The following is a 21648-nucleotide window of genomic DNA, read 5'->3' as shown; positions in this document are numbered from 1 at the left end:
AATATACACTGTAATGTCTATTATTTCAACCGCTGCCGCAGATAGCGCGCGCAGCCCGTTAGAGCCGCGGTATCGTCGGTGATCAGATGGAGCGGCATGGCCTCCATGATGGGGCGATAGGGGCCTTTGGCGGCAAAGTTTCCGCGAAACTCTGGCGCGTTGAGCATCGGCGCCATGGCGCGGGCCAGCCCACCGATCAGGAACACGCCCCCTGTTGCCATATGGGTCAGGGCCAGATTGCCCATGACAGCGCCCAGAAGTTCAAGAAAGAGGGTGAGGGTTTCGGCACAGTCGCCCTCCTCCTGCTCTGCCTGCCCGAGGATTTCCGGCGCGGTGAGGATCGCGCCACAGCGCAGGCGGTGCAGGCGCATGAGCCCCGAGCCGGACAAGAGCGCCTCATAGGGTTTGTGCGGCACCTCGGCCCCCAAGGCCGAAATCACCGCATTGGCAGTTGTGTCGAGATGCGGCAGGCCGGAATGACCGGCCTCGGCGGGGGGCACCAAGAGATCGGCGCCCACGCGATGCACCACCGCGATATTGCTGCCCGTGCCCAGCCCCAGCACCATGCGTGGGCCGTTGGGATCAGAATGCCCGGCGAAAATAGGCGTTACGCTCTGCCGGTCGAGATCGTCGAGCGCATAGCCCTGCGCCTGAAGGTCGTTGATCAGATGCACCTCGGCGGCCCCGGTGGCGCGGGCAATCTCGGCCCCATCGATGACCCAATCGAGATTGGTCAGCTGTGCTGTGCCCGCCCGCACCGGCCCCGCCACCCCGGCGCAGATTGCCTTTGGCTGTGCGCCCTGTTCGTCGAGATAGGACGCAATCATCGGGAGGACACCGGGAAAATCGGCGTTGAGAAAGTGCCGCGCGCTGCCCGGCTTCAACGACCCGTCCGAAATCAGCGCGAGGCGCGTATGGCTGGCCCCGACATCGGCGACGAGCCCCTCAGCCATCGCGCCAACGGGCCACGGTTGCGCGCGCCGCCTGTGCCAGCATCACCACGTCAATGCCCACCGCCAGAAACTGTGCGCCCCAATCGGCATAGTGCTGTGCCGTGTCGTGATCGAGCGCGAGGATGCCCGCCGCCTTGGGCGAGGCGGCAATCCGGCTGAGCGCCGAGCGGATGACCTCTTGCACCTCTGGCGCATGGCTGTCGCCGACATATCCCATATCGACCGCCAGATCGGAGGGGCCGATAAAGACACCGTCCACGCCCTCGACCGCGAGAATATCATCCAGCGCGTCGATTCCGGCCATGCTCTCGACCTGAACGATCAGGCAGATTTGCGCATTGGCGGTGGGGATGTAATCGCGGATGCGCGAGAAGTCGGAGGCGCGTGCAAGGGCGGCCCCGGACCCGCGGATGCCGTCGGGCGGATAGCGGGTGGCGCGCACGAGGGCGCGGGCCTGATCCGCGCTCTCGACCATGGGGATGATCAGGCTCTGGGCCCCTGCGTCGAGCACCTGCTTGATCGCCCAGGCCTCGCCCATGGGCAGGCGCACCACCGGCAGGCTGTGCCGCCCCACTAGCATGGCCAGTTGCGCCGAAATCGAGCGCAGATCGTTGGGCGCGTGTTCGCCGTCGATCACGAGCCAGTCGAAACCCGCGCTGGCCAGAACCTCGGTCGCATAAGGATCGGCGAACCCGGCCCAGCACCCAATCAGGCGCTCGCCCCGCATCAGGGCAGATTTGAAACGGCTTTCGGGGGCGGGCATGGCGGCTCTCCTGTGATTGTCCGGCACAAGATAGACCGCGCCCGCGCGCTTTGGCGAGAGGCAAGACGGGGTTTACTTTGCCCGGTATTGCCCCCAGAGATTGCCCAATGAATACGCATCTCAAAGGTCTGATCATCACCGCGCTCGGCGTTCTCTTCGTCGTGCCGGATTCGCTTTTCGTGCGGTTGATCGACGGGGACGCAGCCAGCATCGCCTTTTGGCGCGGGATCACGGCGGGGTCTGTCATCTTGACGGGTGTGCTGCTGTTTCAGGGCCAGCGCGGCATCCGGGAGGTGGTGAAAACCGGCAAGCACGGTCTGCTCTATGCCTTTCTGATTGCCATCACCGCGCCCGGTTTCGTCTTTGCGGTCAGCCTGACCAGCGTGGCCAATGTGGTCTTTATCCTGGCCTCGATGCCGGTCTTTGCCGCGATTTTCAGCCGGATTTTTCTGGGCGAGGCGATCAGCAAACGCATGGTCCTGACCATGGCGGGGGTTTTTGCGGGGCTGGGTGTGATCGCCTGGGGGTCGGGCGAGACGCATGGCGCGCATTGGCATGGCGACCTGATCGCGCTTGGGGTTTCGGCCAGCTTTGCAGGCGCAATGACCACGGCGCGGCAGTTGCGCGCCGTTTCGATGATCCCTGCCATTCCGCTGGCCTTTCTGGGGGCCTCGCTGGCCATCTGGCCGGTGGCACAGCCGATGGCGGTCTGGCAGGCGAACTGGCCGCTGATTCTGGCGCATGGCGCGTTCATCAGTGTCTCGACCTGCCTGCTCACGCTTGGGCCGCGTTATCTCGCCTCGGCGGAGGTGGCGCTGTTGATCCTGCTCGAATCCGTGCTGGCCCCCCTGCTGGTCTGGGCCGTGGTGGGCGAGGACCCCGGCCGCTGGGCCATTGTCGGGGGTGTGGTGGTGATCGGCGCGCTGTTTGCGTCGAACCTCTGGGCGCTGCGGCATAACCGGCGCTTGCGCAACCGGCCGCAGCCGCGCACCGGACCGCCTGTCTAGGTCTCAGCCGTCGCGGTAGATCACGAAACAAGACCAGCCGTCGTCGCGGTGGCCACGGTCGTGATAGCCCGCCGCACGCAGGCAGCGGGCCGAGGCGACATTGCCCGGATGAACGAAGGCCACCAGACGAGAGAGCCACGGATGATCCGCGAAGGCGCGCCTCGTGGCGCGGCGGACGAGGCGGCGCCCATGGCCCCTGCCCCAGTGATCGCGCCCCAACCAGTAGCTGAGTTCGGCGGTGTCGCGGCTGCTGGCATCTGTGCCGAAGGCCAGGCGCATCTGCCCGATGGGTTGGCCATCGAGGGTTGCAGCGAGAACGTCGTGGTGATCGCTGAGCCCGGAGATGTCGATCAGGTCGCGAGCAAGCGCGTCGGTCAGCGGGCCGGGCCAATCCTCGTGCATGTGCTGCCAGACCTCGGGGTCTGACAGGAGCCGCTTGTAGGCCGGCACGTCTTGGGGTTGCCAGCGGCGAAAGCCCAGGGTGCCCGGTGTCTTGACCTTCCACGAGAGGGGGGCGACGGGGGTGGAGCGTGGGCAGGGAGCGTTTTCTTCGGCGATGACCCAGCCGATCTGCAAGGGATCATAGGCGAGCGTGATGCCCCGCGCCTCGCACCATGTCTTTTGTTCTGGTGTGAGCACACCGTCCCAACGGTTCGATGTGGAGAATGCGGGCCCTGGCCCGGTCGGGTCTGATTTTCTGGTCCGATCCGTCACGTCGCGGCCCCCAAGTCTGCGGCGGAAAATGGTCGTTTCGGACGATATGGGACCGCAGTCCGCGCGTTCAAGTGGGCAAGGTCTTGGGGCGGGGGTTGCCCCCGCCCCGGCGTTTATCATGGGTCTGGCCGGGGATCAGCCATCCGCTGCGGGGAGCACGCCCGCATCGACCGCGGCGGCCACCTCGTCCTGGCTCAGCGCCCCATCGGCATTGGCATCCACCGTGGTAAAGGTCTCGGATGTGGCCTCGGGCATTGCCTGCTGAAACTCGGACATGGTGACATAGCCGTCGCCATCCGCGTCCATCGTCGAAAACTCGCCCGCGAGGGCCATGGCGGGCAGGCCAAGGGCGAGGGCGAAGGTGGCGGCAACGAAATCCTTGGTCATGTGGATCATCCTTTCTCTGGTTGCGAGGGCGCGGTTGCGCCCCCAAGGCCAGAAGATGAGCATAGTTGACCGGGTTGTCGCGGGCGGTGCTGATTTCACGCGAAAAGGCGCGGAAAGCAGCCAGATGCGGCAGGGCCGATACGCGGACCTACGCCGGTCCGAGGGACCAGGCGACAGGCCGCGTATGGCGAGGGGCGGATTGGGCAGGCAAGCGCCGAAAAAGCCCCGGCGTTGGCATCGGTGGAGCCCCCGCCGATGCCCGCGCGGCGAGTCGGATCAGGCGAGGGTAGCGGCGGGGCGGATCATGCCGGTTTCGATGCCACGCCAGTTGACGATGGGCGCGTTGCGGTATTTGCGCGCCGCCGGATGCTCGGGGTCGAGCACGCCCAGACGCACGAGGATCGAGGCAATCGCACATTCCGCCCCGCGCGTGCCGCCATCGGCGATCTTGAGCGCCACGCCCAGCTTGCGCCGGGGCAGGATCGCGATGAAGAACGCCTCGGCCCCGGTCTTGAGCGCCACAGGCTCGGAACAGGCGCGCATGAGTTCGGTGCAGGCGCGCCCTTCGCCCGCCACCAGTTCGGGATGGGCGACCATGGCCTGCCAGAGACGCACCGAGGCACGCTCTGTCGCGTCGCCATTTTCGGATGCGCCCGCGAACCGCGCCATCGCGCGGGCCATGCCGTGCAGGGAGCTGGCGTGATTGGGGGCGGAACAGCCATCAATGCCGTAATAGGGTGAGGTTTCGCCAGTGGCTTCCTCGAACGCCTCAAGCACGGCCTTTTGCACCACATGGCCGGGCTCGACATATTCGGCAGACCCGCCCAGATGCCGGTTGAGCGTGAGAAACCCGGCATGCTTGCCCGAGCAATTGTTATGCACCTGACAGGGCGCGGTCCCGGAGCACAAGAGCGCCTTGTGCGCCTCCTTGTCCTGCGGGTCATGCGCGCCGCAGCGCAGATCGTCGTCCGTCAGGCCCAGATCGGAAAGCCAGCGATTGACGCGCTCGGTATGGATCGCCGCGCCGTTGTGCGAAGCGCAGGAGAGGGCAAGCTGTTCGGAGGTCAGCCCATGCGCATCCGCAGCGCCACTGGTGAGAAGCGGCAGCGCCTGCAGCATCTTGCAGGACGAGCGTGGCAGGATCGTTTCGGACGGGTTGCCCCAAGCCTCGACAATCGCGCCGCCTGCGTCACAAATCACGGCATGACCCAAATGAACGCTCTCGGCCCGAGGGCCGCGCCAGATTTCGGTGAGAGGGGCAGCTTGGGTCATCGGTATGCTCCGGCAGATCGGGGAACAGGCGGGATATGCGGAAATCCGCCAATTGCGTCTTTCACTTCTCGCGTGTTTCAGGCTAATATTGCAATGTCGAGACGGAACTGGTCGCATATAAAAATATTCCCGTAAAGGGTAGCTGGCGACCGATGGATTTGAGGCTCAGGACAGCTTGGAGGCTGGACAAATGATATCACGATTTGCAGGCGGCATGGCCATTGCGGTGGCGATGCTGATCACGCCCGCCGCACAGGCGCAAAGCACAAGCACCAATCAGGTCGCAACCAGCACCGCATGGAGCGTATTCGAGGATAGCGATCCTCGGGAATGCTGGGCCGTGTCGGCCCCGACCGAAACGGTCAACACCAAGGATGGGCGCGTGGTTGCGGTGCGGCGCGGTGATATTCTGCTGATGACATTCTTCCGCCCCGGTGCCGGGGTGCAGGGGCAGATCACCTTTACCGGCGGTTATCCGTTTGCCGGGGGATCAACCGTGAACCTCAATATCGGCGGCACGCAGTTTGAACTCTTCACCGAGGGCGAGTGGGCCTGGCCCGCAAGCGCCGCCGATGACGCGCAGGTTCTCGCGGCGATGAAGCGCGGCGCGGATGCCGTGCTGACCGCACGCTCGGCACGGGGCACCGTGACCAAGGATACGTTCTCGCTTCTGGGGTATACGGCTGCGGTGGAAGAGGCCGAAAAACGCTGCAAGTAAGCGATCCGGGAATTCAGAATACAGATCAGAGCGGCGGTCCCCATGGTACCGCCGCTTTTCCTTGAGCGTGGGCGCGTTAACCCTCGCCCGTCAGGATTGCACTGACCTTGAGCGCGCGTTGCACATTGCCCTCGACCTTCAGCTTGCCTGACATATAGGCCATGATCGGGTTTTGCGCCCCCGACAGGATGTTGCGAAATACCTCGTCGCTGGCACTCAGGACCACATCCGCCGCCGCATCCCCGGCGATGGCTCCGTCTTCGCTCAGCATGACGCTGCCGTGGCCCGTGATCACAAGCTTGGCAAGGCCCCTGATCCGGCCCTTGGCGCGAGGTGTGAGCGTGGTGATATAGTCGTCGATGATGGCGGTCATGGGAGGTCTTTCAAGAAAACGGTCTGGAGGCAGATCACCCTGAAACCCGGCCCGGCGCAAGCGGGACCGCGCGTCGCATCGCCTACCAGCGGGTCAGCGCATCCTCATCCGCGTCGCGTGCAGCAACCCAATCCGCGCCCTTCTCGGTCACTTCCTTTTTCCAGAAAGGCGCGCGAGATTTCAGGAAGTCCATCAGGAATTCCGCAGCCTGGAAGGCATCGGCGCGGTGGCGGGCGGCGGTGGCCACCATCATGATCACCTCGTCGGGCGTGAGTTTTCCGTAGCGGTGGATGATGAGCACATCGCCAAGGGTCCAGCGGTCCCGTGCCTCTTGCGCAATCTTTTCCAGCGCCTTTTGCGTCATGCCGGGATAATGCTCGATCTGCATGGCTTGCAGGTCAGTGTCGTCGAGATCGCGCACGATGCCGGTGAAGGTGACGACCGCGCCCATGCGGGATTGTCGTGCGACAAAGCCATTGGCCTCGGTGCCAAGGTCGAAGGCGGCCTCTTGCACGCGGATGTCCATGGCTCAGCCCCCGGTCATCGGCGGAAAGAAGGCCACCTCGCGCGCCCCCGCGAGAGAGGCGTCAAAATCGCTCAGCTCCTGATCCACGGCCACGCGCAGGGCGCTCAGATCGGAAAAGGCTGCTTCATAGCGTTCTTCCCGCGCGCGCAGGGTGTTCACGAGGTCCATGACCGTGGCGGGCGCGGTTTCGATCCGCTCTTTCGGAACGCCGATCCGTTCCCGCACCCAAGCGAAATAGAGCACATCCATCATCTCTCATCCTTCAGATAGGGGATCGACTTGGCGAGATAGTCGAACCCGGTCAGCAGGGTCAGGGCCGCCGCCAACCACAAGAGCCAGATTCCCACATGCCCGGCCCAGACCATGCCGGCATATTTCCACGTCAACCCGTGCACATCATCCTCTCGCCCCTCAAGGATGGACAATACCAAGTGGTCATCCATGCCGAACACCGACATACCAAAATAGTGCTCGAACACGCCTTGGGCAAACAGCACGGCAATCGCGATCATCTGCGCGGTGGTTTTCCACTTGGCCAGTTGCGTGACCTTGAGGGTGCCAGCGGTGTCACCGAGAAATTCGCGCAGGCCCGAGACAAAGACTTCGCGGAAGAGAATGACCGTGGCGGGCAGCACCAGCCAGGGCGACATGCTGGAATAGCCGACGATCACCATCAGGGCGATGACCACCATCGCCTTGTCGGCAATCGGGTCGAGCATGGTGCCGAGCTTTGTCACTTGCTTCCAGCTGCGCGCCAGATAGCCGTCGAACCAATCGGTGATTGCGGCACTGACAAACAGGATCAGGGCGAACCAATCGGCATAAGGTCTCGTGAAATAGAGGAACATAACCGCAACTGCCGGGGCGGCCAGCAGGCGGAGCGTGGTCAGGATATTGGGCAAGGTCCACGTCATGGCCTCTGTTCTATCCTGTCACAGGCACGAGGGAAAGCGCCCTTGATCGCTAGAAATCACGTAGGCGCCGCGTGGTTTCCGGGTCCATGAACCCGGCAATCGTCGCCTCGGTTTCAAGGTCCATGGCGCGGCGCGGATCAGTCATCGCGGTAGCGTTCAAAACCCGCTTCATCGCGCGCACGGCCAAGGGAGGTAGATCGGCCAGACGGCGGGCGGTCGAGAGGGCCTCAGGCATCAGATCGGCGTCGGGCACGCATTTCCAGGCCAGCCCCATCGCCTGCAGATCGGGCGCGGCGTAGCGGTCGCCGAAGAAGAGCATTTCGCGGGCCTTGTTAAGGCCGACGAGGGCGGGCAGAAGACTGCTTACGCCGCCGGTGACGAAAAGGTTGAGCGAGACTTCGGGGAAGAAACCGCGCGCCGAGGCGGCCCAGATCGGGAAATCGCAGTTGATCGCCCATTCAAAGCCGCCGCCCACCGCCCAGCCGTTGATCGCGCCCACCACGGGCTTGTGGTTCAGGACGATGGCATCGGTCGCGCGCTGGATCGCGCGCACCAGATCGCGCGCCTCTTCTTCGCAGGTGGGGTGGACGTGTTCGCGCCGGTCGTCGCCCGCGCAAAACGCCTTGCCCGCGCCTGTCAGGATAATCGCGCGGGTGGCGGGATCGGCATTGGCATCCTCGAAGGCACGCGCGACATCGTCGATCAGGGCGCGGTTCATGGCGTTGAGGCTATGGGGGCGATTGAGGGTGATGCAGCGCACGCCCTCGGCTGCGATCTCGCTCAGCACAGTGTCATAGGTGAAGGTGGTCATTCGTAGGTCCTCACAACGCGTTTCGTCTTGCCCTCGGTCAGCGGGAAGGTGCCATGCGGCACCAAAGTCACCCGTGCGGTGGCGCCCAGCTTGGTCTTGATCGCGGTGGCCACCTCCTCTGCCAATCCGTCGGAGGCGGGCCGCCCCTTGGCCAGCTCCACCGAGACCGGCAGCGCGTCATAGGGCGGCGGTGTGTCGAGGGTGATCCGGTAATCGCCGGAGAGGGCTGCGAATTCGTTGATCACCGCCGCAACCATCGTTGGAAAGAGATTGAGGCCGCGCACGACAACCATGTCATCCGAGCGCCCCACCACGCGGAAGCGAAAGCCGGTTCGCCCGCAGGTGCACGGGGCGGTTTCATCCACGGTGATGATGTCGCCGCTGCGAAAGCGCACGAGCGGCTGGCAGTCGCGCGCCAGATGTGTCAGGACCAGCTCGCCCGTCTGCCCCGCAACAAGCGGCAGGGGGGCGCCGGTGTCGGGGTCGATGAGTTCGGGCCAGAGCACATCGGCGGCCATGTAATGCAGGCGCGTGTCGTGTTCACATTGCGCCGCGAAATTGCAGAACACGTCGGACACGCCGTAATTGGCATTGCGCGGCTCCATTCCCCAGACCTCGCGCAGGCGCGCGCGATAGGCGGGATCATCGAGCCCCGCCTCGCCGCCAAAGAGCCCCAGACGCAGGCCCAGATCGCGCGGGGTCAGCCCCGGGAATTTCTCGGCGATCACCCGCTCCAGAACCGCCGGATATGAGGGGGTGCAGGAAATGGCGGTGATCCCCACCTCTTGAATGGTGCGCACCAAAAGCTCGGTCGAGCCCACGCCGAAGGGCACCACCATCGCGCCGGTGGCCTGCAAGGTCATGTGGTCTGTCAATCCGCCCATCCACATCTGATAGTTCAGGCAATGCACCACGGTATCCTCGGGGGTGAGGCCAGAGGCGGATTGACAGCGCCCGCCCACGGCCTCTGTCACCGCGCAGTCGCGGGCTGAGAGCGCGAGGTTCATCGCCTGCCCGGTGGTGCCGGAGGTGCGGTGCAGGCGCACGGCGGCGCGGCGCTCTGCGGCCATGTATTTGCCGAACGGGGGATGTGCGGCCTGCGCGAGGCGCAGCTGCGCCTTGTCCGACAACGGCAGATCAGGCAGGTCGCGCAGATCGGCGGGCGGTGTGCGCCCCTGCCAGAGATCGCGATAAAACTCTGACTGTGCCGCGACATAGGCGCTCTGCACCGCCCAGGCCGCCGCTTGATGGGCGCGCAGGCGTTCAGGGCTGGCAAATTCGGCTTGGTCGAGCAGGCTCATGGCTGCAATCCTCGTTCCCAGATGGTTGTGAGCGTGGCAATCACCGCCGCGCGATCGGTGGAGACATCGACCAGCCCCGGCTCGTTCGAGAGATAGAGGCTGGAGAAATACTGATCCGTCATGCCGCCCAGGGCATAGGCGCGGCGGGTGAGTTCGGCATCGCTGAGGGTATCGCGCCCCTCACGCGCCAGCCTGCGGCGGGTGGCGGCAACGACAGTGTCGATCCATTCGCGATTGAGCCGGTGAAAGGCCGCGCGCGCCGCGGGAAAGGCATCGAGATGGTGAATAAGGCATTTCATCAGCCCGCGATTGGCTTCGAAGAGGCGAGCATAGGCCTCGGTCGCGGGGCGCATGCCGCGCTCGGGGCTGGTCTGGCTGGCGCGGATCATCCCCGCTTGCAGGAAGGCGGCAAAGCCCTGCAAGAGATCGTCGAGCAGATGGGCCTGATCGGGGAAATAGAGGTAGAAGGTGCCATTGGCGACGCCCGCCTCCTTGCAGATCGCGGCGATGGTCAGATCCGACAGGGCGGCGCGTTCAAGCAGGGCGCAGGCGGCGATGCGCAGGGCCTGTGCGGTGCGAACGCCCTTGGCCTCGCCCTCGACCTGCGCGGCAAGGAAGGCCGGATAGCTGGTGTGATCGGTGGGATCGGGCATGGCGACTCAAAATGAAACTGAATTCATGTTCAGTTTTTTGATCGTCCCTGTCAAGCCGGTTTGCGCGGTTCGACTGAAAGCGTTTCGGCATTTCGCTGAAACGTCAGAGCCTGTCGCGCCCCATCGAAACCGCACCCGTCCCGGGCTTGACCCGGGACCTTGCCGAGGAAGCACAGAGGCCCCGGCACGGGGCCGGGGCGATGTGAACGCGATCAGACCAACCCGCTCCAAAACGCTTTAGCTCTTTGAATCGGCGCGATTTCGAACCGAAAAAGTCACTCGGCTTTTCTGAAATGGCTTTAGCTGCGGTCGTGAAAGAAATCGTAGAGCTTTTGCGCCATCGCGTCCGAAACCCCGTCGACGGCGCGCAGGTCGGCGAGATTGGCGCGGCTGACGGCCTTGGCGCTGCCGAAATGCGCGAGCAGCGCCCGTTTGCGGGCAGCGCCGATGCCCGGCACTTCATCGAGCGGGGTGGCCCCTACCGCCTTGGCGCGTTTGGCGCGATGCGTGCCAATGGCGAAACGGTGCGCCTCGTCGCGCAGGCGCTGGATGAAATAGAGCACCGGATCATTGTGCCGCAGCGCCATGGGATGCTTGCCCACGCGGTGAAACTCTTCCTTGCCTGCGTCGCGGTCCACCCCCTTGGCGACCCCAACCATCGGGATATCCTCGACTCCCATCTCGCGCATGATGCTGGCCACGGCGCTGACCTGCCCCGCGCCGCCGTCTATCAGCAAAAGGTCGGGCCAATGCCCTTGGCTACGATCAGGGTCTTCTTTCAACAACCGCTTGAAGCGGCGGGTCAGAACCTCTTTCATCATCCCGAAATCATCGCCCGGCGTGATGTCATCGCCCCGGATGTTGAACTTGCGATAATGGTTTTTCATCATGCCTTCGGGGCCCGCGACAATCATCGCGCCCACGGCATCCGTGCCCTGAATATGGCTGTTGTCGTAGACCTCGATCCGCTGCGGCGGGCCGGGCAGATCGAAGACCTCGGCCAGACCGCGCAGCAATTTGCCCGTGGTCGCGGTCTCGGCCATCTTGCGCGCAAGGCTTTCGCGGGCATTGCGCATCGCGGCGTCGATCAACTCGGCCTTTTCGCCGCGCAGGGGCACGGTGAGCGTCACCTTGCGCCCCAGCTTGTCGCTGAGCGCCTGTTGCATGAGATCGGTATTCTCGATCGGATGCGACAAAAGCAGACTGCGCGGCGGTTCCTTGCTGTCGTAGAACTGGCCGATGAAGGCCTCGAGCGCCTCGGCCTCTTCGACATCGGCCCCGACGCGGGGATAGAAATCCTGATTGCCCCAGTTCTGCCCACCCCGGATGAAGAACACCTGCACGCAGGCCTGGCCCTGTTCGAGATGCAGCGCGATGACATCGGCCTCGTCCACGGTGCGGGGGTTGATCCCCTGGGCGGTCTGCACCTGCGTCATCGCCTTGATCCGGTCGCGCAAGGCGGCGGCGCGTTCGTATTCCATCGCTTCGGCGGCCTCGGCCATTTGCGCCGCCAGCTTTTCCTGAATCTCGGTCGAGCGGCCAGAAAGATAGCGCTCGGCATCGCTGACCTGTGTGGCATAGTCGGCGCGGCTGATCTTGCCCACGCAGGGCGCGGTGCAGCGCTTGATCTGGAATTGCAGACAGGGGCGCGTGCGGCTCTCGAACATGGCATCCGAACAGTTGCGCAGTTGAAAGACGCGCTGCAACTGCGCCAGCGTGCGGTTGACGGCACCGGCACTGGCGAAGGGGCCGTAATAGGCCCCCTTTTCCCGCTTGGCGCCGCGATGCTTCTTGATCATCGGAAAGTCATGCGCGGTCACGAGGATGTTGGGAAAGCTCTTGTCGTCGCGCAGGAGCACGTTGTAGCGCGGCTTGAGTTGCTTGATCAGGTTCTGTTCGAGAAGCAGCGCCTCGGTCTCGGTCGCGGTCGTGAGAAACATCATCGACGCGGTTTCCGAGATCATTCGCGCGATGCGCCCGGTATGGCCCGTGGGGCGCGCATAGTTCGACACGCGCGCCCGCAGATTGCGCGCCTTGCCCACGTATAGCACCCGCGCATGCGCATCGAGCATCCGGTAGACCCCCGGCGACGCATCGAGCGTGCGCAGATAGTCTCGGATTACCTCATGGCCGGGTTTGGGCGGGGATTCGGGGGCGTTGTCGGTCATCGGTCCTCAGATATGATTCCCCCGAGTGCTGCAATGATCCGAGCAAGAGAGCAAGAGGGAAGCTGTCCACGGTTTCTGTGGATAACTCTGCGGATAGGTTTCCGTGAAATGGAAATTTTCCTTGAATTCGGCTGGCTTCGTTGACTTGCCTAATTTTTAGGCAAATTCGCAACCCCCTGATATCCTTCGTTAAAAAATTAACTGCATAGCAAAATATTGAAAACACTAACGATTTTGTAACGCTTACGTAACGAAAACCGCGCCGGTGCAAAACTTTTGTCGGCGGGCGCGGTTTCTACTCTATACCCAGCACATCGGGGGTCTGCCAGCCAAGGTGCTGACCGCCGTCCACACAGAGCAATTGGCCGGTGACGCCGGGCGCATGGAGGAAATAGACGAGTGCCGCCGTTATGTCCTGCGGGTTGGCACCGCGATGCAGGATCGTGTTGCGCCGCTGGCTCTGGAAATGACTGTCGCTCTGCCGATGCCCCTGAAGGGTCGGCCCCGGCCCGATGGCATTAACGCGCACCTTAGGCGCCAATGCCTGTGCCGCGGTACGGGTCAGCGCCCAGAGGCCCATCTTGGCAATCGTGTAGGTCATGAATTCCGGTGTCAGCTTGTGAACGCGCTGGTCGATCATGTTGATCACCAGCCCCTGCGCCACCGGCTCGCCCGCTTCATCCTGCGTGGGGGCGGGCACCTGAGCGGCAAGCTGCTGGGTCAGCACGAAGGGCGCGCGCAGGTTGCTTTCCATGTGGCGATCCCAGCTGCGGCGCGTGGCGGTCTGGATATTGTCGTAATCGAAGATGGAGGCATTGTTGACGAGGGTAGTGATTGGCCCGCCCAAGGCCTCGGCCGCCTGCGCCACCAAGGGCGTCACCTGCGCCTCATCCAAGAGGTCCGCCTCTAGCGTCACCGCCTTGCGGCCCATCGCCCGGATTTCCTCGACCACCGCCTCTGCCGCATCGCGAGAGGTGGCGTAATGCACGGCCACATCGTGACCCTGCCGCGCCAGTTCCAGCGCCATAGCCCGGCCCAGCCGTTTGCCGGCACCCGTCACCAAAGCCCGCGTCATGCCATCGCTCCCCTCAGATCAATATCACCGAGACATAGACCACATAAGCCGAGGTCAAGGCGATGCCCCACAAACGGTTGATGTCGAGCCTGAAGAAAACGAAAGGAATTATCACCAAAGAGGCACCCAGCATCACCCAGAAGTCGAAACTGAGAAATTGCGCATCAACGGGAATTTCACCCACCAGCGCCGCCACACCGATGATACCCAAGAGGTTGAACATATTCGAGCCGATGACATTGCCCAGCGCCACATCCGCCTGTTTGCGTAGCGCCGCCATCACCGTAGTCGCCAGTTCCGGCAGCGACGTGCCGACCGCCACCAGCGTGAGGCCGATCACCGCCTCGCTCACGCCATAGCGCTGCGCGAGGATCGAGGCATTGTCCACGAGGATGTCGGCGCCCAGCGGCAGACCGACAAGGCCAAGCACCAGAAAGGTGATGATCTGCCACCAGGGCATATTGGGGTCCGCGCCTTCGACATCTTCGATGTCGTCCGTCTCGGAGAGGGCGGTGATCGCCGCATCGCGCCGGTGGGCCATGGTATCGCGAAAGGCATCCGCCAGCATGAGTACCAGCGCCCCGAGCAGGATGAGGCCCGCGACCCAGTCGAAGGAGCCGCGAAAGGCCAGCAGTATGAACAAAGCCGAGGCCGCAAGCATCTGGAGGTAAGACTTGGAGCAACTGCACGAACTGGTATGCAATACCGAAAGAATGGCCGGTATCCCCAGCACCAAGAGGATATTGGCGGTATTCGAGCCCACCACATTGCCCAATGCCAGCCCCGGCTTGTCATCCAGCACCGCATTGACCGAAATCAGCAGTTCCGGGGCCGAGGTGCCAAAGGCCACCACCGTGAGACTTACGATCAGCGCGGGAATCCCCACCCGCAAGCTGAGGTTCACGGCCCCTTTGACCAAGGCATCCCCAGCCAGAAGCAGGATCACCAGCCCCAGCGCCGACAAAAGCCATGGCATCATTTCAACTTACCCTTTTCGCAGGAGCACGGACCCTTGCCGATGCGGTAGCGCCCGCATTTCCGGCATTTGGCCTCGCTCAAGCGTTTTTGTCCGGGGAATCGGAGGCGTCCGAACATCGCGAGGACCCCCATCGCCAGAAGAAAGAATATGACGACCTTGACCAGCAAATCAGAGGCCGAACCGGGCAAAGCTTGCCCGTTCCTCGACTGCGGTCAGCGCATCTTCAGCAATGGTCGCGCCAAAGCGCGGGAAAAACCCGCGCTTGCGCCCGTAGCGGGCAAGCTGCACCTTGTCGCCATAAAGCTCCTTGAGCTTGGGCAACAGATGACCGATGCCATCGGCCAGCCCCAATTCGACGCTGCGCGCGCCCAGCCAGAATTCGCCGGTGAAAAGATCGGGATCGTCGGCAAGCCGCGCACCGCGCCGGGATTTCACATGGTCGATGAAGGCCGCGTGAATATCCTCCAGAATGCCCTTGAGGCGGGTCACATCCTCGGGCTTTTCGGGCAGGAAAGGATCCAGCGTGCTCTTGGATTTACCTGCCGTGTAGATGCGGCGTTCAATCCCCTGCCGGGTCAGAAACTCATTCGCGCCAAAGCCCGCCGAGATCACCCCGATCGAGCCCAGCACCGACGAGGCATCGACCCAGATGTCATCCGCCGCAACCGCCAGCCAGTAGCCACCCGAGGCCGCCACATCCTCGACAAAGGCATGAACCGGGATTTTCTTTTCCTCCGCCAACCGCCGGATGCGCGCCGCGATGAGCGAGGATTGCACCGGCGAACCGCCGGGCGAATTGATCACCAGCGCCACAGCCACCGGTTTGCCGCGCGCAAACGCCTTGTCGATCACCGGCCCGATGGCCTCGTCGCTCAGCGGGGCGCGGGGCCCCGCGCCGATCATGCCCGCAAGGCGTATGACCGCGACGGTGGGCCGGCGGTTGAGGAAAGGGATCAGATGTTTCATGCCGCCCGATGTAGAGTGCAGGGCCACCACAAACAAGGCGGCCCGTGCATCTGAGGGGACTTGCCCGGTATTTCCCCCGCCCTCGCGTCAAAAAAATCACGCGCACGGGTCAGGATTTGATCCGGTATCCGGTCTTGAAGATCAGGCCGACCAGCGCGAGGCAGAGGCCGAAGAACACGCCTACCGCCAACAGGCTGTATCCGATGCCCACATCCGCCACCCCGAAGAAGGCCCAACGGAATCCGGAGATAAGATAGACCACCGGGTTGAACAGCGTCACGATCTGCCATGCGGGCGGCAACATCGAGATGGAATAGAACGCCCCCCCGAGGAACACGAGCGGGGTGATCACCAGGAGCGGGATAAGCTGCAACTGCTGGAAATTCTCAGCCCATATGCCGATGATAAAGCCAAAGAGCGCAAAGGTGACGCAGATCATCACCAGAAACAGCACCATGATCCAGGGATGCTGAATATCGAGATCGACAAACAGGCTGGCCGTGATCAGGATCACCGTACCGATCATCAATGCCTTGGTCGCCGCCGCGCCGACATAGCCCAGCACGATTTCGAGAAAATTCACCGGGGCGGAGAGCAGTTCAAAGATCGTGCCGATGAATTTCGGGAAATAGATGCCGAAAGAGGCGTTGGAAATCGCCTGGGTCATCACGCTTAGCATGATCAGGCCGGGCACGATGAAGGCGGCATAGCTCACGCCTTCGACCTCTTGGATCCGCCCGCCGATGGCCGCGCCAAAGACCACGAAATAGAGCGTGGTCGAAATGACCGGCGACAGCAAACTTTCGAGGATAGTGCGGAAAAATCGCTTCATTTCATAGATATAGATGGCGCGAATGGCGTGCAGGTTCATGCCGCATCCTCCCGAACGAGGCCCACGAAAATCTCTTCGAGGCTGCTTTGGCTTGTTTCGATGTCGCGCACAGACAGCCCCTCGGTGGCCAGTGCCTGCAAGAGGCGGGTGATGCCCGTGCCCTCGGCGCGTGTCTCATAATTGTAAATCAGCGCCTGACCGTCGGGGGTCTTTTCCAGCGCATAGGACGCAAGCGTGTCCGGCACCGCAGCGATCGGCTCTACCAGATCAATCCTCAGCGATTTGCGCCCCATCCGGCGCATGAGCGCCGCCTTGTCCTCGATCAACAGGATTTCCCCCTTGTTGATGACCGCGATCCGGTCGGCCATGGCCTCGGCCTCTTCGAGGTAATGGGTGGTCAGAATGATGGTGACGCCGCTTTCCTTCAACCCGCGCACCACCTCCCACATATCCCGGCGCAGTTCGACATCGACGCCCGCCGTCGGCTCGTCGAGAAAAAGAACGCGAGGCTCGTGGCAGAGCGCCTTGGCGATCAGAACCCGGCGTTTCATTCCGCCCGAAAGCTCGCGGATGCGGTTATTGCGTTTGTCCCACAGCGACAGTTGCCGCAGGATACGCTCGATCAGCGCCTCATCCCGCGGTCTGCCAAAGAGACCACGCGAGAAGCGCACCGTGTTGATGACCTTTTCAAACGGTTCCAGCGCGATTTCCTGCGGCACGAGGCCGATCATCGCCCGCGCTTCGCGATAGCCGGTGACGATGTCATGCCCACCCACACGGGCCTCGCCGCCGGATGGTGTGGTGATGCCGCAGAGCGTGGAAATCAGCGTGGTCTTGCCCGCGCCATTAGGCCCGAGCAGCGCGAGGATTTCGCCCTGTTCAATGCGGAGCGACACCGCCTTGAGCGCGGCAAAGCCGCCTTTGTAGGTCTTGCTCAGACCCTCGACCGTTACGATAGCTGTCATAGGTATTCCCCTTTGCGCGGAACCTAATCAAACGACACCCGAACGCAACGCGCATCCCAGCATAGGCCCCTGTGCGCCGATGCGCGATGTCGCCAATAAGAAAACAATCTGTTTTTGTGAGTTTGTTCATAGTTTCCCGGCAGGATGCTACACTATCCACCGCACAGGGTGGCGGGCCTGATGACGGCAAGGGAAACGGAATGATCAAGCATATATTCAGGCTTGTTCTGCTGGCTTGTGTAATGATGACAGGGATCAGCCAAGCGCAGGCGGAGCCGCGGATTCTGGTCATGGGTGATTCGCTTTTGGCAATGCACAAGCTGGCAGGGCGCTCTGTCTCCTCCTCTGTCGAGCGGGAATTGGGTGTGCGCGTGACCGATATGTCGGTGGCCGGGGCCCGGTTTCTCTACCGCCTGCCAATTACTGGCGCGCTTGGCCTCAACATCACCAAACAGTACCGGCAGGGCGATTGGGATTGGGCCGTTCTGAATGGCGGCGGCAATGATCTGTGGCTTGGCTGTGGCTGCATGCGCTGTGCGGGCAAGCTGGATCGCCTGATTTCTCGTGACGGGCGGCGCGGCGCAATCCCCGGCTTTGTGTCGCGCTTGCGGCAGAGCGGCGCGCAGGTGATCTATGTGGGCTATCTGCGCACGCCGGGCGTGACCTCGCCGGTGGAACATTGCACCGATGAGGGGGCAGAGATGGATCGGCGCGTGGCGCTCTTGGCCGGGCTTGACCGGGGCGTACATTTTCTGCCGCTGTCGGACATGGTGCCGCATGGCGACCGCTCCTATCATGCCATCGACCTTATTCACCCCTCGTTCAAGGCCAGCCGCATGATTGGCCAACGCATCGCAGAGATCATCGTCACGCATGACACCGGCACGGTTTCACGCAACCGGCCACTGACGGAATGACAATGCCTTGGGGCGTGGTCCGCCCTATCGAGATCGCAGCCGCCCCGGGCTTGCCCCGGGACCTCGCCAAAACAACTCGGACGCCCCGGCGCGGGGGCCGGGCGATGGGAACCCGCTCAGACGCGACAACTCAGGCAGACGCAACGCGCTCTAGCTGATCAACCGCTTGAGCCAACCTTTCTTTTCCGCCTCGGGTTCGGGGTCGTCCTCGGAGGGGCCTTCGAGCACCTCTTCGAGCCGGGCAAAGAACTGATCCGCCATCTTCTTGGCAAAGCCATCGACCAGACGGCTGCCGAGTTGCGCCAGCTTGCCGCCCACGCTGGCCTCGACATCATAGCTCAGCCGCGTGCCGGTCTCGCTATCCTCGAGCCGAACGTTGGCCCCACCCTTGGCATAGCCTGCGGCCCCGCCCTTGCCCTCGCCAGTCAAGGTCAGGCTCTGCATTTCGACAATGTTGGACACCTTGACCATGCCCTTGAACGTGGCCTTGACCGGCCCGACCTTTTGCACGACGGTCGCCTCGAACCCGTCTTCGGGCGTGCCTGTCACCTCCTGCGCACCGGGCACACATTCCTTGAGAACTTCGGGGCTGAGCAGGGCCGCCCAGACCGTCGCTCGATCCGCCTTGATGTCGCGCGCGTCACTCATCTGCATCTGTCATGCCCTCCCGTTGCATCCTGCCCGCACCCTAGCGCAGCCCCCTTGCCGCGCCAAGGGAGCAGAAGGTCGGAGCGGCGCAAGCGCTCTGGCCTTCGCGCGCCACTCCCCTTACCCTGCGCCGAAACGGAAGAGAGGCAAGGATGCTGTCAGGGCTGCGCGTGGTGGAATTCGAGGGCTTGGGGCCTGCGCCCTTTGCCGCGATGATGCTGGCCGAGATGGGCGCGGAGGTGATCGTGATCCATCGCCCCGGCGCGGGCAATCCGGTGGCAGGCGCGCGCAACCTGCTGGATCGCGGCAAGCGTTCGATCGTGCTCGACCTCAAGAGCGCCGAGGATGTGGCCACCGCCCGCGTGCTCATCACTCGCGCCGATGCGCTGATCGAGGGGTTTCGCCCCGGCGTGATGGAGCGTCTGGGGCTGGGGCCAGAGGCGATGCGGGCCGCCAACCCGCGCCTTGTCTATGGGCGCATGACCGGCTGGGGGCAGGCGGGGCCGCGCGCGCAGGAGGCGGGGCATGATCTGAATTACATCGCCACCTCCGGCGCGCTCTGGTATGCGGGCGAGCCCGGCACGCCGCCTGTCACCCCCGCCACCCTTGTGGGGGATGTGGGCGGCGGCGCGCTCTATCTCGTGGCGGGGATGCTGGCGGGGCTGATCCGCGCCGCGCGCAGCGGGCGGGGTGCCGTTGTGGATGCGGCCATTGTCGATGGCTCGGCGCATATGATGGCGCTTCTGATGTCGATGATGCCCTCGGGCAACCTCAGCATGATGCGCGGTCAAAGCCTGCTTGATGGTCCGCATTGGAGCCGGGTTTACGCCTGCGCCTGCGGCGGCTGGCTCTCGGTGCAATGCCTTGAGCCAAAGTTTTACGCCGAGTTCCTGTCCCGCCTTGGCCTCGCGGACGATCCCAAGCTCGCCGCGCAGCATGACCGCACGCAATGGCCCGAACAGGGGGCAAGATTGGCGGCGCTCTTTGCCGTGCAGCCGCTGGCACATTGGGCAGAGGTCTTTGCCGGGTCTGATGCCTGCGTCGCCCCGGTCCTGTCCCCCGATGCGGCGGCGGTTGATCCGCATATGGCGGCGCGCGGTGTCTGGCAGCAGGACGGCGGCTGTCTCAGCCCCGCACCCGCCCCGCGCTTTGATGGGCACCGTCGCACGGTGGCCCCACCACCCACACGCGGAGAGCATAGTGCGGAAATCCGCGCCTGGCTCGATGCGGCCGAATGACCCCGAACCAGAGGACCAGCCCATGCCCATTTATGTCGATGCCGATGCCTGCCCGGTCAAGGACGAGGTCGAGCGCGTCGGCACGCGGCATGGGCTGCGGATATTCGTGGTCTCGAACGGCGGCCTGCGCCCCTCGCGCAATCCGCTGGTGGAGACAGTGATCGTGCCCGATGGCCCCGACGTGGCGGATATGTGGATTGCCGAGCGCGCAGGGCCCGGCGATGTGGTGATCACCGGGGATATTCCGCTGGCCGCGAAATGCGTGGCAGCGGGCGCGCGCGTGCTCAAACACAATGGCGAGGCGCTGACGGGGGCCAATATCGGCAATGTTCTGGCCACGCGCGATCTGATGGCCGACCTGCGCGCCGCCGATCCGTTTCGGCAGGGGGGCGGCAAGGGGTTTACCAAGGCCGACCGCTCGCGGTTTCTCGACGCGCTGGAGCGGGCGGTACGGGCGGCAGCCAATGACATCTAAAGGTTTCCCATGACCCCCACCACAATCCAGCGTTCCAACCTGATCGGCGCTGCCTACGCCCTTGCGGCGGTGCTGTGTTTTTCGCTCAACGATGTGGGGATCAAGTTTCTCTCGGATAGCTATGCGCTGCATCAGGTGGTGTTCATCCGGGCGCTGGTGGGCATGGCGGCCTTTGCGGCCTTTGTCATGCCTTTTGCGGGGGGGCTGACCCTTATCCGCACGCGCCGCCCGAAAATGCACCTTTTGCGCGGCCTCTGCGTGGTCAGCGCCAATACCTGTCTCTTTCTGGGGCTGGCGGCAATGCCGATTGCCGATGCCGTGGCGGTGTTCTTTGTCTCGCCGCTGGTGATCACGGTATTCTCGGTGCTGTTCCTGCGCGAAACCGTAGGCAATCGGCGATGGGCGGCGATTGCCGTGGGATTTATCGGCGTTCTGGTGATCGTAAAACCGGGCACATCAGCGTTTCAACTGGCCTCGCTCTTGCCCATTGCGGCGGCGTTTCTCTATGCGGTGATGCACATCCTCGCGCGCAAGATCGGCGGCACCGAGAGCGCGCCAACGATGGCCTTTTACATCCAGCTCACGTTTATCATCGCCAGCACAATCATCGGCCTCAGCTTTGGCGACGGTCGCTTTGCGGGGATGGGGCATCCGTCACTCGAATTCCTGTTCCGCGCTTGGGTTTGGCCCACGCCGGGGGATTGGCCGGTCCTGATCATGCTGGGCATATCGGGCATGTTGGGGGGTCTCTTCATCTCGCAGGCTTATCGTCTGTCCGAGGCCGCCTTTGCCGCCCCCTTTGAATATGTGGCCATGCCGATGGCGATCATGTGGGGGGTGACGGTGTTTGGCACCTGGCCTGACGCGACCGCCTGGATCGGAATTGCCCTGATTGTGGGGTCTGGCCTCTATCTCTTGTGGCGCGAGTCGGTCAAGGATGCGACGGTTGCCACCAAAGCTCCGACCTATCGCCGCTGACCGAGGGAGAAATCC

General features: G+C 63.5%; 26 protein-coding genes. 6 read left to right on the top strand and 20 right to left on the bottom strand.

Annotation, left to right across the window (positions count from 1 at the left end; translation table 11 throughout):
* Window positions 1-20 precede the first annotated feature (20 nt).
* Window positions 21-953: a glucokinase gene (locus ROSMUC_RS20255; RefSeq protein ID WP_037276694.1), complete on the bottom strand. Its 933-nt coding sequence runs from the start codon at window positions 951-953 to the stop codon at window positions 21-23.
* Window positions 946-1716 carry an aldolase/citrate lyase family protein gene (locus tag ROSMUC_RS20250; protein ID WP_037276693.1) on the bottom strand — a complete coding sequence of 257 codons (771 nt, stop codon included), beginning with the start codon at window positions 1714-1716 and terminating at the stop codon, window positions 946-948. The genes ROSMUC_RS20255 and ROSMUC_RS20250 overlap by 8 nt, the downstream gene beginning before the upstream one ends.
* Window positions 1717-1823: 107 nt before the next feature.
* Here ROSMUC_RS20250 and ROSMUC_RS20245 point away from each other — a divergent pair, with 107 nt between their 5' ends.
* Entirely contained in the window at window positions 1824-2723 is a 900-nt protein-coding gene (locus ROSMUC_RS20245; protein WP_037276692.1) for a DMT family transporter, read from the top strand.
* A 3-nt stretch (window positions 2724-2726) separates the two neighbouring features.
* On the opposite strand, the gene ROSMUC_RS20240 is transcribed toward ROSMUC_RS20245, so the two are convergent.
* The 3 genes from ROSMUC_RS20240 to ROSMUC_RS20230 all read right to left on the bottom strand — a co-directional run bounded on the left by ROSMUC_RS20240 (window position 2727) and on the right by ROSMUC_RS20230 (window position 5096).
* Window positions 2727-3362: a GNAT family N-acetyltransferase gene (locus tag ROSMUC_RS20240; protein WP_037276691.1), complete on the bottom strand. Its 636-nt coding sequence runs from the start codon at window positions 3360-3362 to the stop codon at window positions 2727-2729.
* Window positions 3363-3572: 210 nt separating this feature from the next.
* The gene (locus ROSMUC_RS20235) at window positions 3573-3824 is read right to left on the bottom strand and encodes an EF-hand domain-containing protein (RefSeq protein ID WP_037276896.1); all 252 of its coding nucleotides are present in this window, start codon (window positions 3822-3824) and stop codon (window positions 3573-3575) included.
* A 276-nt stretch (window positions 3825-4100) separates the two neighbouring features.
* Complete coding sequence (locus ROSMUC_RS20230; protein ID WP_037276690.1) at window positions 4101-5096, bottom strand: asparaginase; 996 nt, start codon at window positions 5094-5096, stop codon at window positions 4101-4103.
* A gap of 214 nt (window positions 5097-5310) precedes the next feature.
* Here ROSMUC_RS20230 and ROSMUC_RS20225 point away from each other — a divergent pair, with 214 nt between their 5' ends.
* Entirely contained in the window at window positions 5311-5814 is a 504-nt protein-coding gene (locus ROSMUC_RS20225; RefSeq protein ID WP_037276689.1) for an invasion associated locus B family protein, read from the top strand.
* 76 nt (window positions 5815-5890) lie between these two features.
* On the opposite strand, the gene ROSMUC_RS20220 is transcribed toward ROSMUC_RS20225, so the two are convergent.
* From ROSMUC_RS20220 to ROSMUC_RS20155, 14 genes are all read right to left on the bottom strand, one after another.
* A complete protein-coding gene (locus tag ROSMUC_RS20220; RefSeq protein ID WP_037276688.1) occupies window positions 5891-6187 on the bottom strand; it encodes an SCP2 sterol-binding domain-containing protein in 297 nt (98 codons plus the stop codon).
* 82 nt (window positions 6188-6269) lie between these two features.
* The gene (locus ROSMUC_RS20215; protein ID WP_037276687.1) at window positions 6270-6713 is read right to left on the bottom strand and encodes a molybdenum cofactor biosynthesis protein MoaE; all 444 of its coding nucleotides are present in this window, start codon (window positions 6711-6713) and stop codon (window positions 6270-6272) included.
* 3 nt (window positions 6714-6716) lie between these two features.
* A complete protein-coding gene (gene moaD / locus ROSMUC_RS20210; RefSeq protein WP_037276686.1) occupies window positions 6717-6962 on the bottom strand; it encodes a molybdopterin converting factor subunit 1 in 246 nt (81 codons plus the stop codon).
* Window positions 6962-7627, bottom strand: coding sequence for a CDP-diacylglycerol--glycerol-3-phosphate 3-phosphatidyltransferase (gene pgsA, locus ROSMUC_RS20205; protein ID WP_037276684.1), 666 nt, complete (start codon window positions 7625-7627; stop codon window positions 6962-6964). The genes moaD and pgsA overlap by 1 nt, the downstream gene beginning before the upstream one ends.
* A gap of 49 nt (window positions 7628-7676) precedes the next feature.
* Window positions 7677-8438: an enoyl-CoA hydratase/isomerase family protein gene (locus ROSMUC_RS20200; RefSeq protein ID WP_037276682.1), complete on the bottom strand. Its 762-nt coding sequence runs from the start codon at window positions 8436-8438 to the stop codon at window positions 7677-7679.
* Window positions 8435-9739: a phenylacetate--CoA ligase family protein gene (locus tag ROSMUC_RS20195; RefSeq protein ID WP_037276681.1), complete on the bottom strand. Its 1305-nt coding sequence runs from the start codon at window positions 9737-9739 to the stop codon at window positions 8435-8437. Before ROSMUC_RS20195 ends, ROSMUC_RS20200 begins: the two co-directional genes overlap by 4 nt.
* Window positions 9736-10392, bottom strand: coding sequence for a TetR/AcrR family transcriptional regulator (locus ROSMUC_RS20190; protein WP_037276680.1), 657 nt, complete (start codon window positions 10390-10392; stop codon window positions 9736-9738). Before ROSMUC_RS20190 ends, ROSMUC_RS20195 begins: the two co-directional genes overlap by 4 nt.
* A 299-nt stretch (window positions 10393-10691) precedes the next feature.
* Window positions 10692-12560 carry an excinuclease ABC subunit UvrC gene (gene uvrC / locus ROSMUC_RS20185; RefSeq protein ID WP_037276679.1) on the bottom strand — a complete coding sequence of 623 codons (1869 nt, stop codon included), beginning with the start codon at window positions 12558-12560 and terminating at the stop codon, window positions 10692-10694.
* A 295-nt stretch (window positions 12561-12855) separates the two neighbouring features.
* Window positions 12856-13635 carry an SDR family oxidoreductase gene (locus ROSMUC_RS20180; protein WP_037276678.1) on the bottom strand — a complete coding sequence of 260 codons (780 nt, stop codon included), beginning with the start codon at window positions 13633-13635 and terminating at the stop codon, window positions 12856-12858.
* Window positions 13636-13648: 13 nt separating this feature from the next.
* Window positions 13649-14614 (bottom strand): calcium/sodium antiporter, encoded by a 966-nt coding sequence (locus ROSMUC_RS20175; RefSeq protein WP_206018482.1) that lies wholly within the window; start codon window positions 14612-14614, stop codon window positions 13649-13651.
* Complete coding sequence (locus ROSMUC_RS21515; RefSeq protein WP_037276677.1) at window positions 14611-14802, bottom strand: hypothetical protein; 192 nt, start codon at window positions 14800-14802, stop codon at window positions 14611-14613. The genes ROSMUC_RS20175 and ROSMUC_RS21515 overlap by 4 nt, the downstream gene beginning before the upstream one ends.
* On the bottom strand, window positions 14783-15580 hold the full coding sequence (locus tag ROSMUC_RS20165; RefSeq protein WP_037276676.1) for a S49 family peptidase: 798 nt from the start codon (window positions 15578-15580) through the stop codon (window positions 14783-14785). The genes ROSMUC_RS21515 and ROSMUC_RS20165 overlap by 20 nt, the downstream gene beginning before the upstream one ends.
* 109 nt (window positions 15581-15689) lie before the next feature.
* Window positions 15690-16451, bottom strand: coding sequence for an ABC transporter permease (locus tag ROSMUC_RS20160; RefSeq protein WP_037276675.1), 762 nt, complete (start codon window positions 16449-16451; stop codon window positions 15690-15692).
* Entirely contained in the window at window positions 16448-17377 is a 930-nt protein-coding gene (locus ROSMUC_RS20155) for an ABC transporter ATP-binding protein (protein ID WP_037276674.1), read from the bottom strand. Before ROSMUC_RS20155 ends, ROSMUC_RS20160 begins: the two co-directional genes overlap by 4 nt.
* Window positions 17378-17577: 200 nt before the next feature.
* On the opposite strand from ROSMUC_RS20155, the gene ROSMUC_RS20150 reads away from it, so the two are divergent.
* Window positions 17578-18294 (top strand): SGNH/GDSL hydrolase family protein, encoded by a 717-nt coding sequence (locus ROSMUC_RS20150; protein ID WP_037276672.1) that lies wholly within the window; start codon window positions 17578-17580, stop codon window positions 18292-18294.
* 150 nt (window positions 18295-18444) lie between these two features.
* Here the strand turns inward: ROSMUC_RS20150 and ROSMUC_RS20145 are convergent, their stop codons facing one another.
* Window positions 18445-18948, bottom strand: a complete 504-nt coding sequence (locus ROSMUC_RS20145) for an SRPBCC family protein (protein WP_037276670.1) — start codon at window positions 18946-18948, stop codon at window positions 18445-18447.
* A gap of 146 nt (window positions 18949-19094) precedes the next feature.
* Between ROSMUC_RS20145 and ROSMUC_RS20140 the strand changes: the two genes are divergently transcribed.
* From ROSMUC_RS20140 to ROSMUC_RS20130, 3 genes are read left to right on the top strand one after another with little or no spacing between them, the layout of a single operon-like run.
* Window positions 19095-20180 (top strand): CaiB/BaiF CoA transferase family protein, encoded by a 1086-nt coding sequence (locus tag ROSMUC_RS20140; protein WP_037276669.1) that lies wholly within the window; start codon window positions 19095-19097, stop codon window positions 20178-20180.
* A gap of 22 nt (window positions 20181-20202) precedes the next feature.
* Window positions 20203-20655 carry a YaiI/YqxD family protein gene (locus tag ROSMUC_RS20135; protein ID WP_037276668.1) on the top strand — a complete coding sequence of 151 codons (453 nt, stop codon included), beginning with the start codon at window positions 20203-20205 and terminating at the stop codon, window positions 20653-20655.
* Window positions 20656-20664: 9 nt separating this feature from the next.
* Complete coding sequence (locus tag ROSMUC_RS20130) at window positions 20665-21633, top strand: DMT family transporter (RefSeq protein ID WP_037276667.1); 969 nt, start codon at window positions 20665-20667, stop codon at window positions 21631-21633.
* The last annotated feature ends 15 nt before the right edge of the window (window positions 21634-21648 follow it).

Source organism: Roseovarius mucosus DSM 17069 (assembly GCF_000768555.3).
Classification (GTDB): Bacteria; Pseudomonadota; Alphaproteobacteria; order Rhodobacterales; family Rhodobacteraceae; genus Roseovarius; species Roseovarius mucosus.
This window is presented reverse-complemented; position numbering and strand designations above follow the sequence as displayed.

What these genes read in the sequence shown, in the direction of transcription:
- ROSMUC_RS20255 (WP_037276694.1), bottom strand. Translation starts at nt 953, where the DNA reads ATGGCTGAGGGGCTCGTCGCCGATGTCGGGGCCAGCCATACGCGCCTC.
- ROSMUC_RS20250 (WP_037276693.1), bottom strand. Translation starts at nt 1,716, where the DNA reads ATGCCCGCCCCCGAAAGCCGTTTCAAATCTGCCCTGATGCGGGGCGAG.
- ROSMUC_RS20245 (WP_037276692.1), top strand. Translation starts at nt 1,824, where the DNA reads ATGAATACGCATCTCAAAGGTCTGATCATCACCGCGCTCGGCGTTCTC.
- ROSMUC_RS20235 (WP_037276896.1), bottom strand. Translation starts at nt 3,824, where the DNA reads ATGACCAAGGATTTCGTTGCCGCCACCTTCGCCCTCGCCCTTGGCCTG.
- ROSMUC_RS20230 (WP_037276690.1), bottom strand. Translation starts at nt 5,096, where the DNA reads ATGACCCAAGCTGCCCCTCTCACCGAAATCTGGCGCGGCCCTCGGGCC.
- ROSMUC_RS20225 (WP_037276689.1), top strand. Translation starts at nt 5,311, where the DNA reads ATGGCCATTGCGGTGGCGATGCTGATCACGCCCGCCGCACAGGCGCAA.
- ROSMUC_RS20220 (WP_037276688.1), bottom strand. Translation starts at nt 6,187, where the DNA reads ATGACCGCCATCATCGACGACTATATCACCACGCTCACACCTCGCGCC.
- ROSMUC_RS20215 (WP_037276687.1), bottom strand. Translation starts at nt 6,713, where the DNA reads ATGGACATCCGCGTGCAAGAGGCCGCCTTCGACCTTGGCACCGAGGCC.
- moaD (WP_037276686.1), bottom strand. Translation starts at nt 6,962, where the DNA reads ATGGATGTGCTCTATTTCGCTTGGGTGCGGGAACGGATCGGCGTTCCG.
- pgsA (WP_037276684.1), bottom strand. Translation starts at nt 7,627, where the DNA reads ATGACGTGGACCTTGCCCAATATCCTGACCACGCTCCGCCTGCTGGCC.
- ROSMUC_RS20200 (WP_037276682.1), bottom strand. Translation starts at nt 8,438, where the DNA reads ATGACCACCTTCACCTATGACACTGTGCTGAGCGAGATCGCAGCCGAG.
- ROSMUC_RS20195 (WP_037276681.1), bottom strand. Translation starts at nt 9,739, where the DNA reads ATGAGCCTGCTCGACCAAGCCGAATTTGCCAGCCCTGAACGCCTGCGC.
- ROSMUC_RS20190 (WP_037276680.1), bottom strand. Translation starts at nt 10,392, where the DNA reads ATGCCCGATCCCACCGATCACACCAGCTATCCGGCCTTCCTTGCCGCG.
- uvrC (WP_037276679.1), bottom strand. Translation starts at nt 12,560, where the DNA reads ATGACCGACAACGCCCCCGAATCCCCGCCCAAACCCGGCCATGAGGTA.
- ROSMUC_RS20180 (WP_037276678.1), bottom strand. Translation starts at nt 13,635, where the DNA reads ATGACGCGGGCTTTGGTGACGGGTGCCGGCAAACGGCTGGGCCGGGCT.
- ROSMUC_RS20175 (WP_206018482.1), bottom strand. Translation starts at nt 14,614, where the DNA reads ATGATGCCATGGCTTTTGTCGGCGCTGGGGCTGGTGATCCTGCTTCTG.
- ROSMUC_RS20165 (WP_037276676.1), bottom strand. Translation starts at nt 15,580, where the DNA reads ATGAAACATCTGATCCCTTTCCTCAACCGCCGGCCCACCGTCGCGGTC.
- ROSMUC_RS20160 (WP_037276675.1), bottom strand. Translation starts at nt 16,451, where the DNA reads ATGAACCTGCACGCCATTCGCGCCATCTATATCTATGAAATGAAGCGA.
- ROSMUC_RS20155 (WP_037276674.1), bottom strand. Translation starts at nt 17,377, where the DNA reads ATGACAGCTATCGTAACGGTCGAGGGTCTGAGCAAGACCTACAAAGGC.
- ROSMUC_RS20150 (WP_037276672.1), top strand. Translation starts at nt 17,578, where the DNA reads ATGATCAAGCATATATTCAGGCTTGTTCTGCTGGCTTGTGTAATGATG.
- ROSMUC_RS20145 (WP_037276670.1), bottom strand. Translation starts at nt 18,948, where the DNA reads ATGCAGATGAGTGACGCGCGCGACATCAAGGCGGATCGAGCGACGGTC.
- ROSMUC_RS20140 (WP_037276669.1), top strand. Translation starts at nt 19,095, where the DNA reads ATGCTGTCAGGGCTGCGCGTGGTGGAATTCGAGGGCTTGGGGCCTGCG.
- ROSMUC_RS20135 (WP_037276668.1), top strand. Translation starts at nt 20,203, where the DNA reads ATGCCCATTTATGTCGATGCCGATGCCTGCCCGGTCAAGGACGAGGTC.
- ROSMUC_RS20130 (WP_037276667.1), top strand. Translation starts at nt 20,665, where the DNA reads ATGACCCCCACCACAATCCAGCGTTCCAACCTGATCGGCGCTGCCTAC.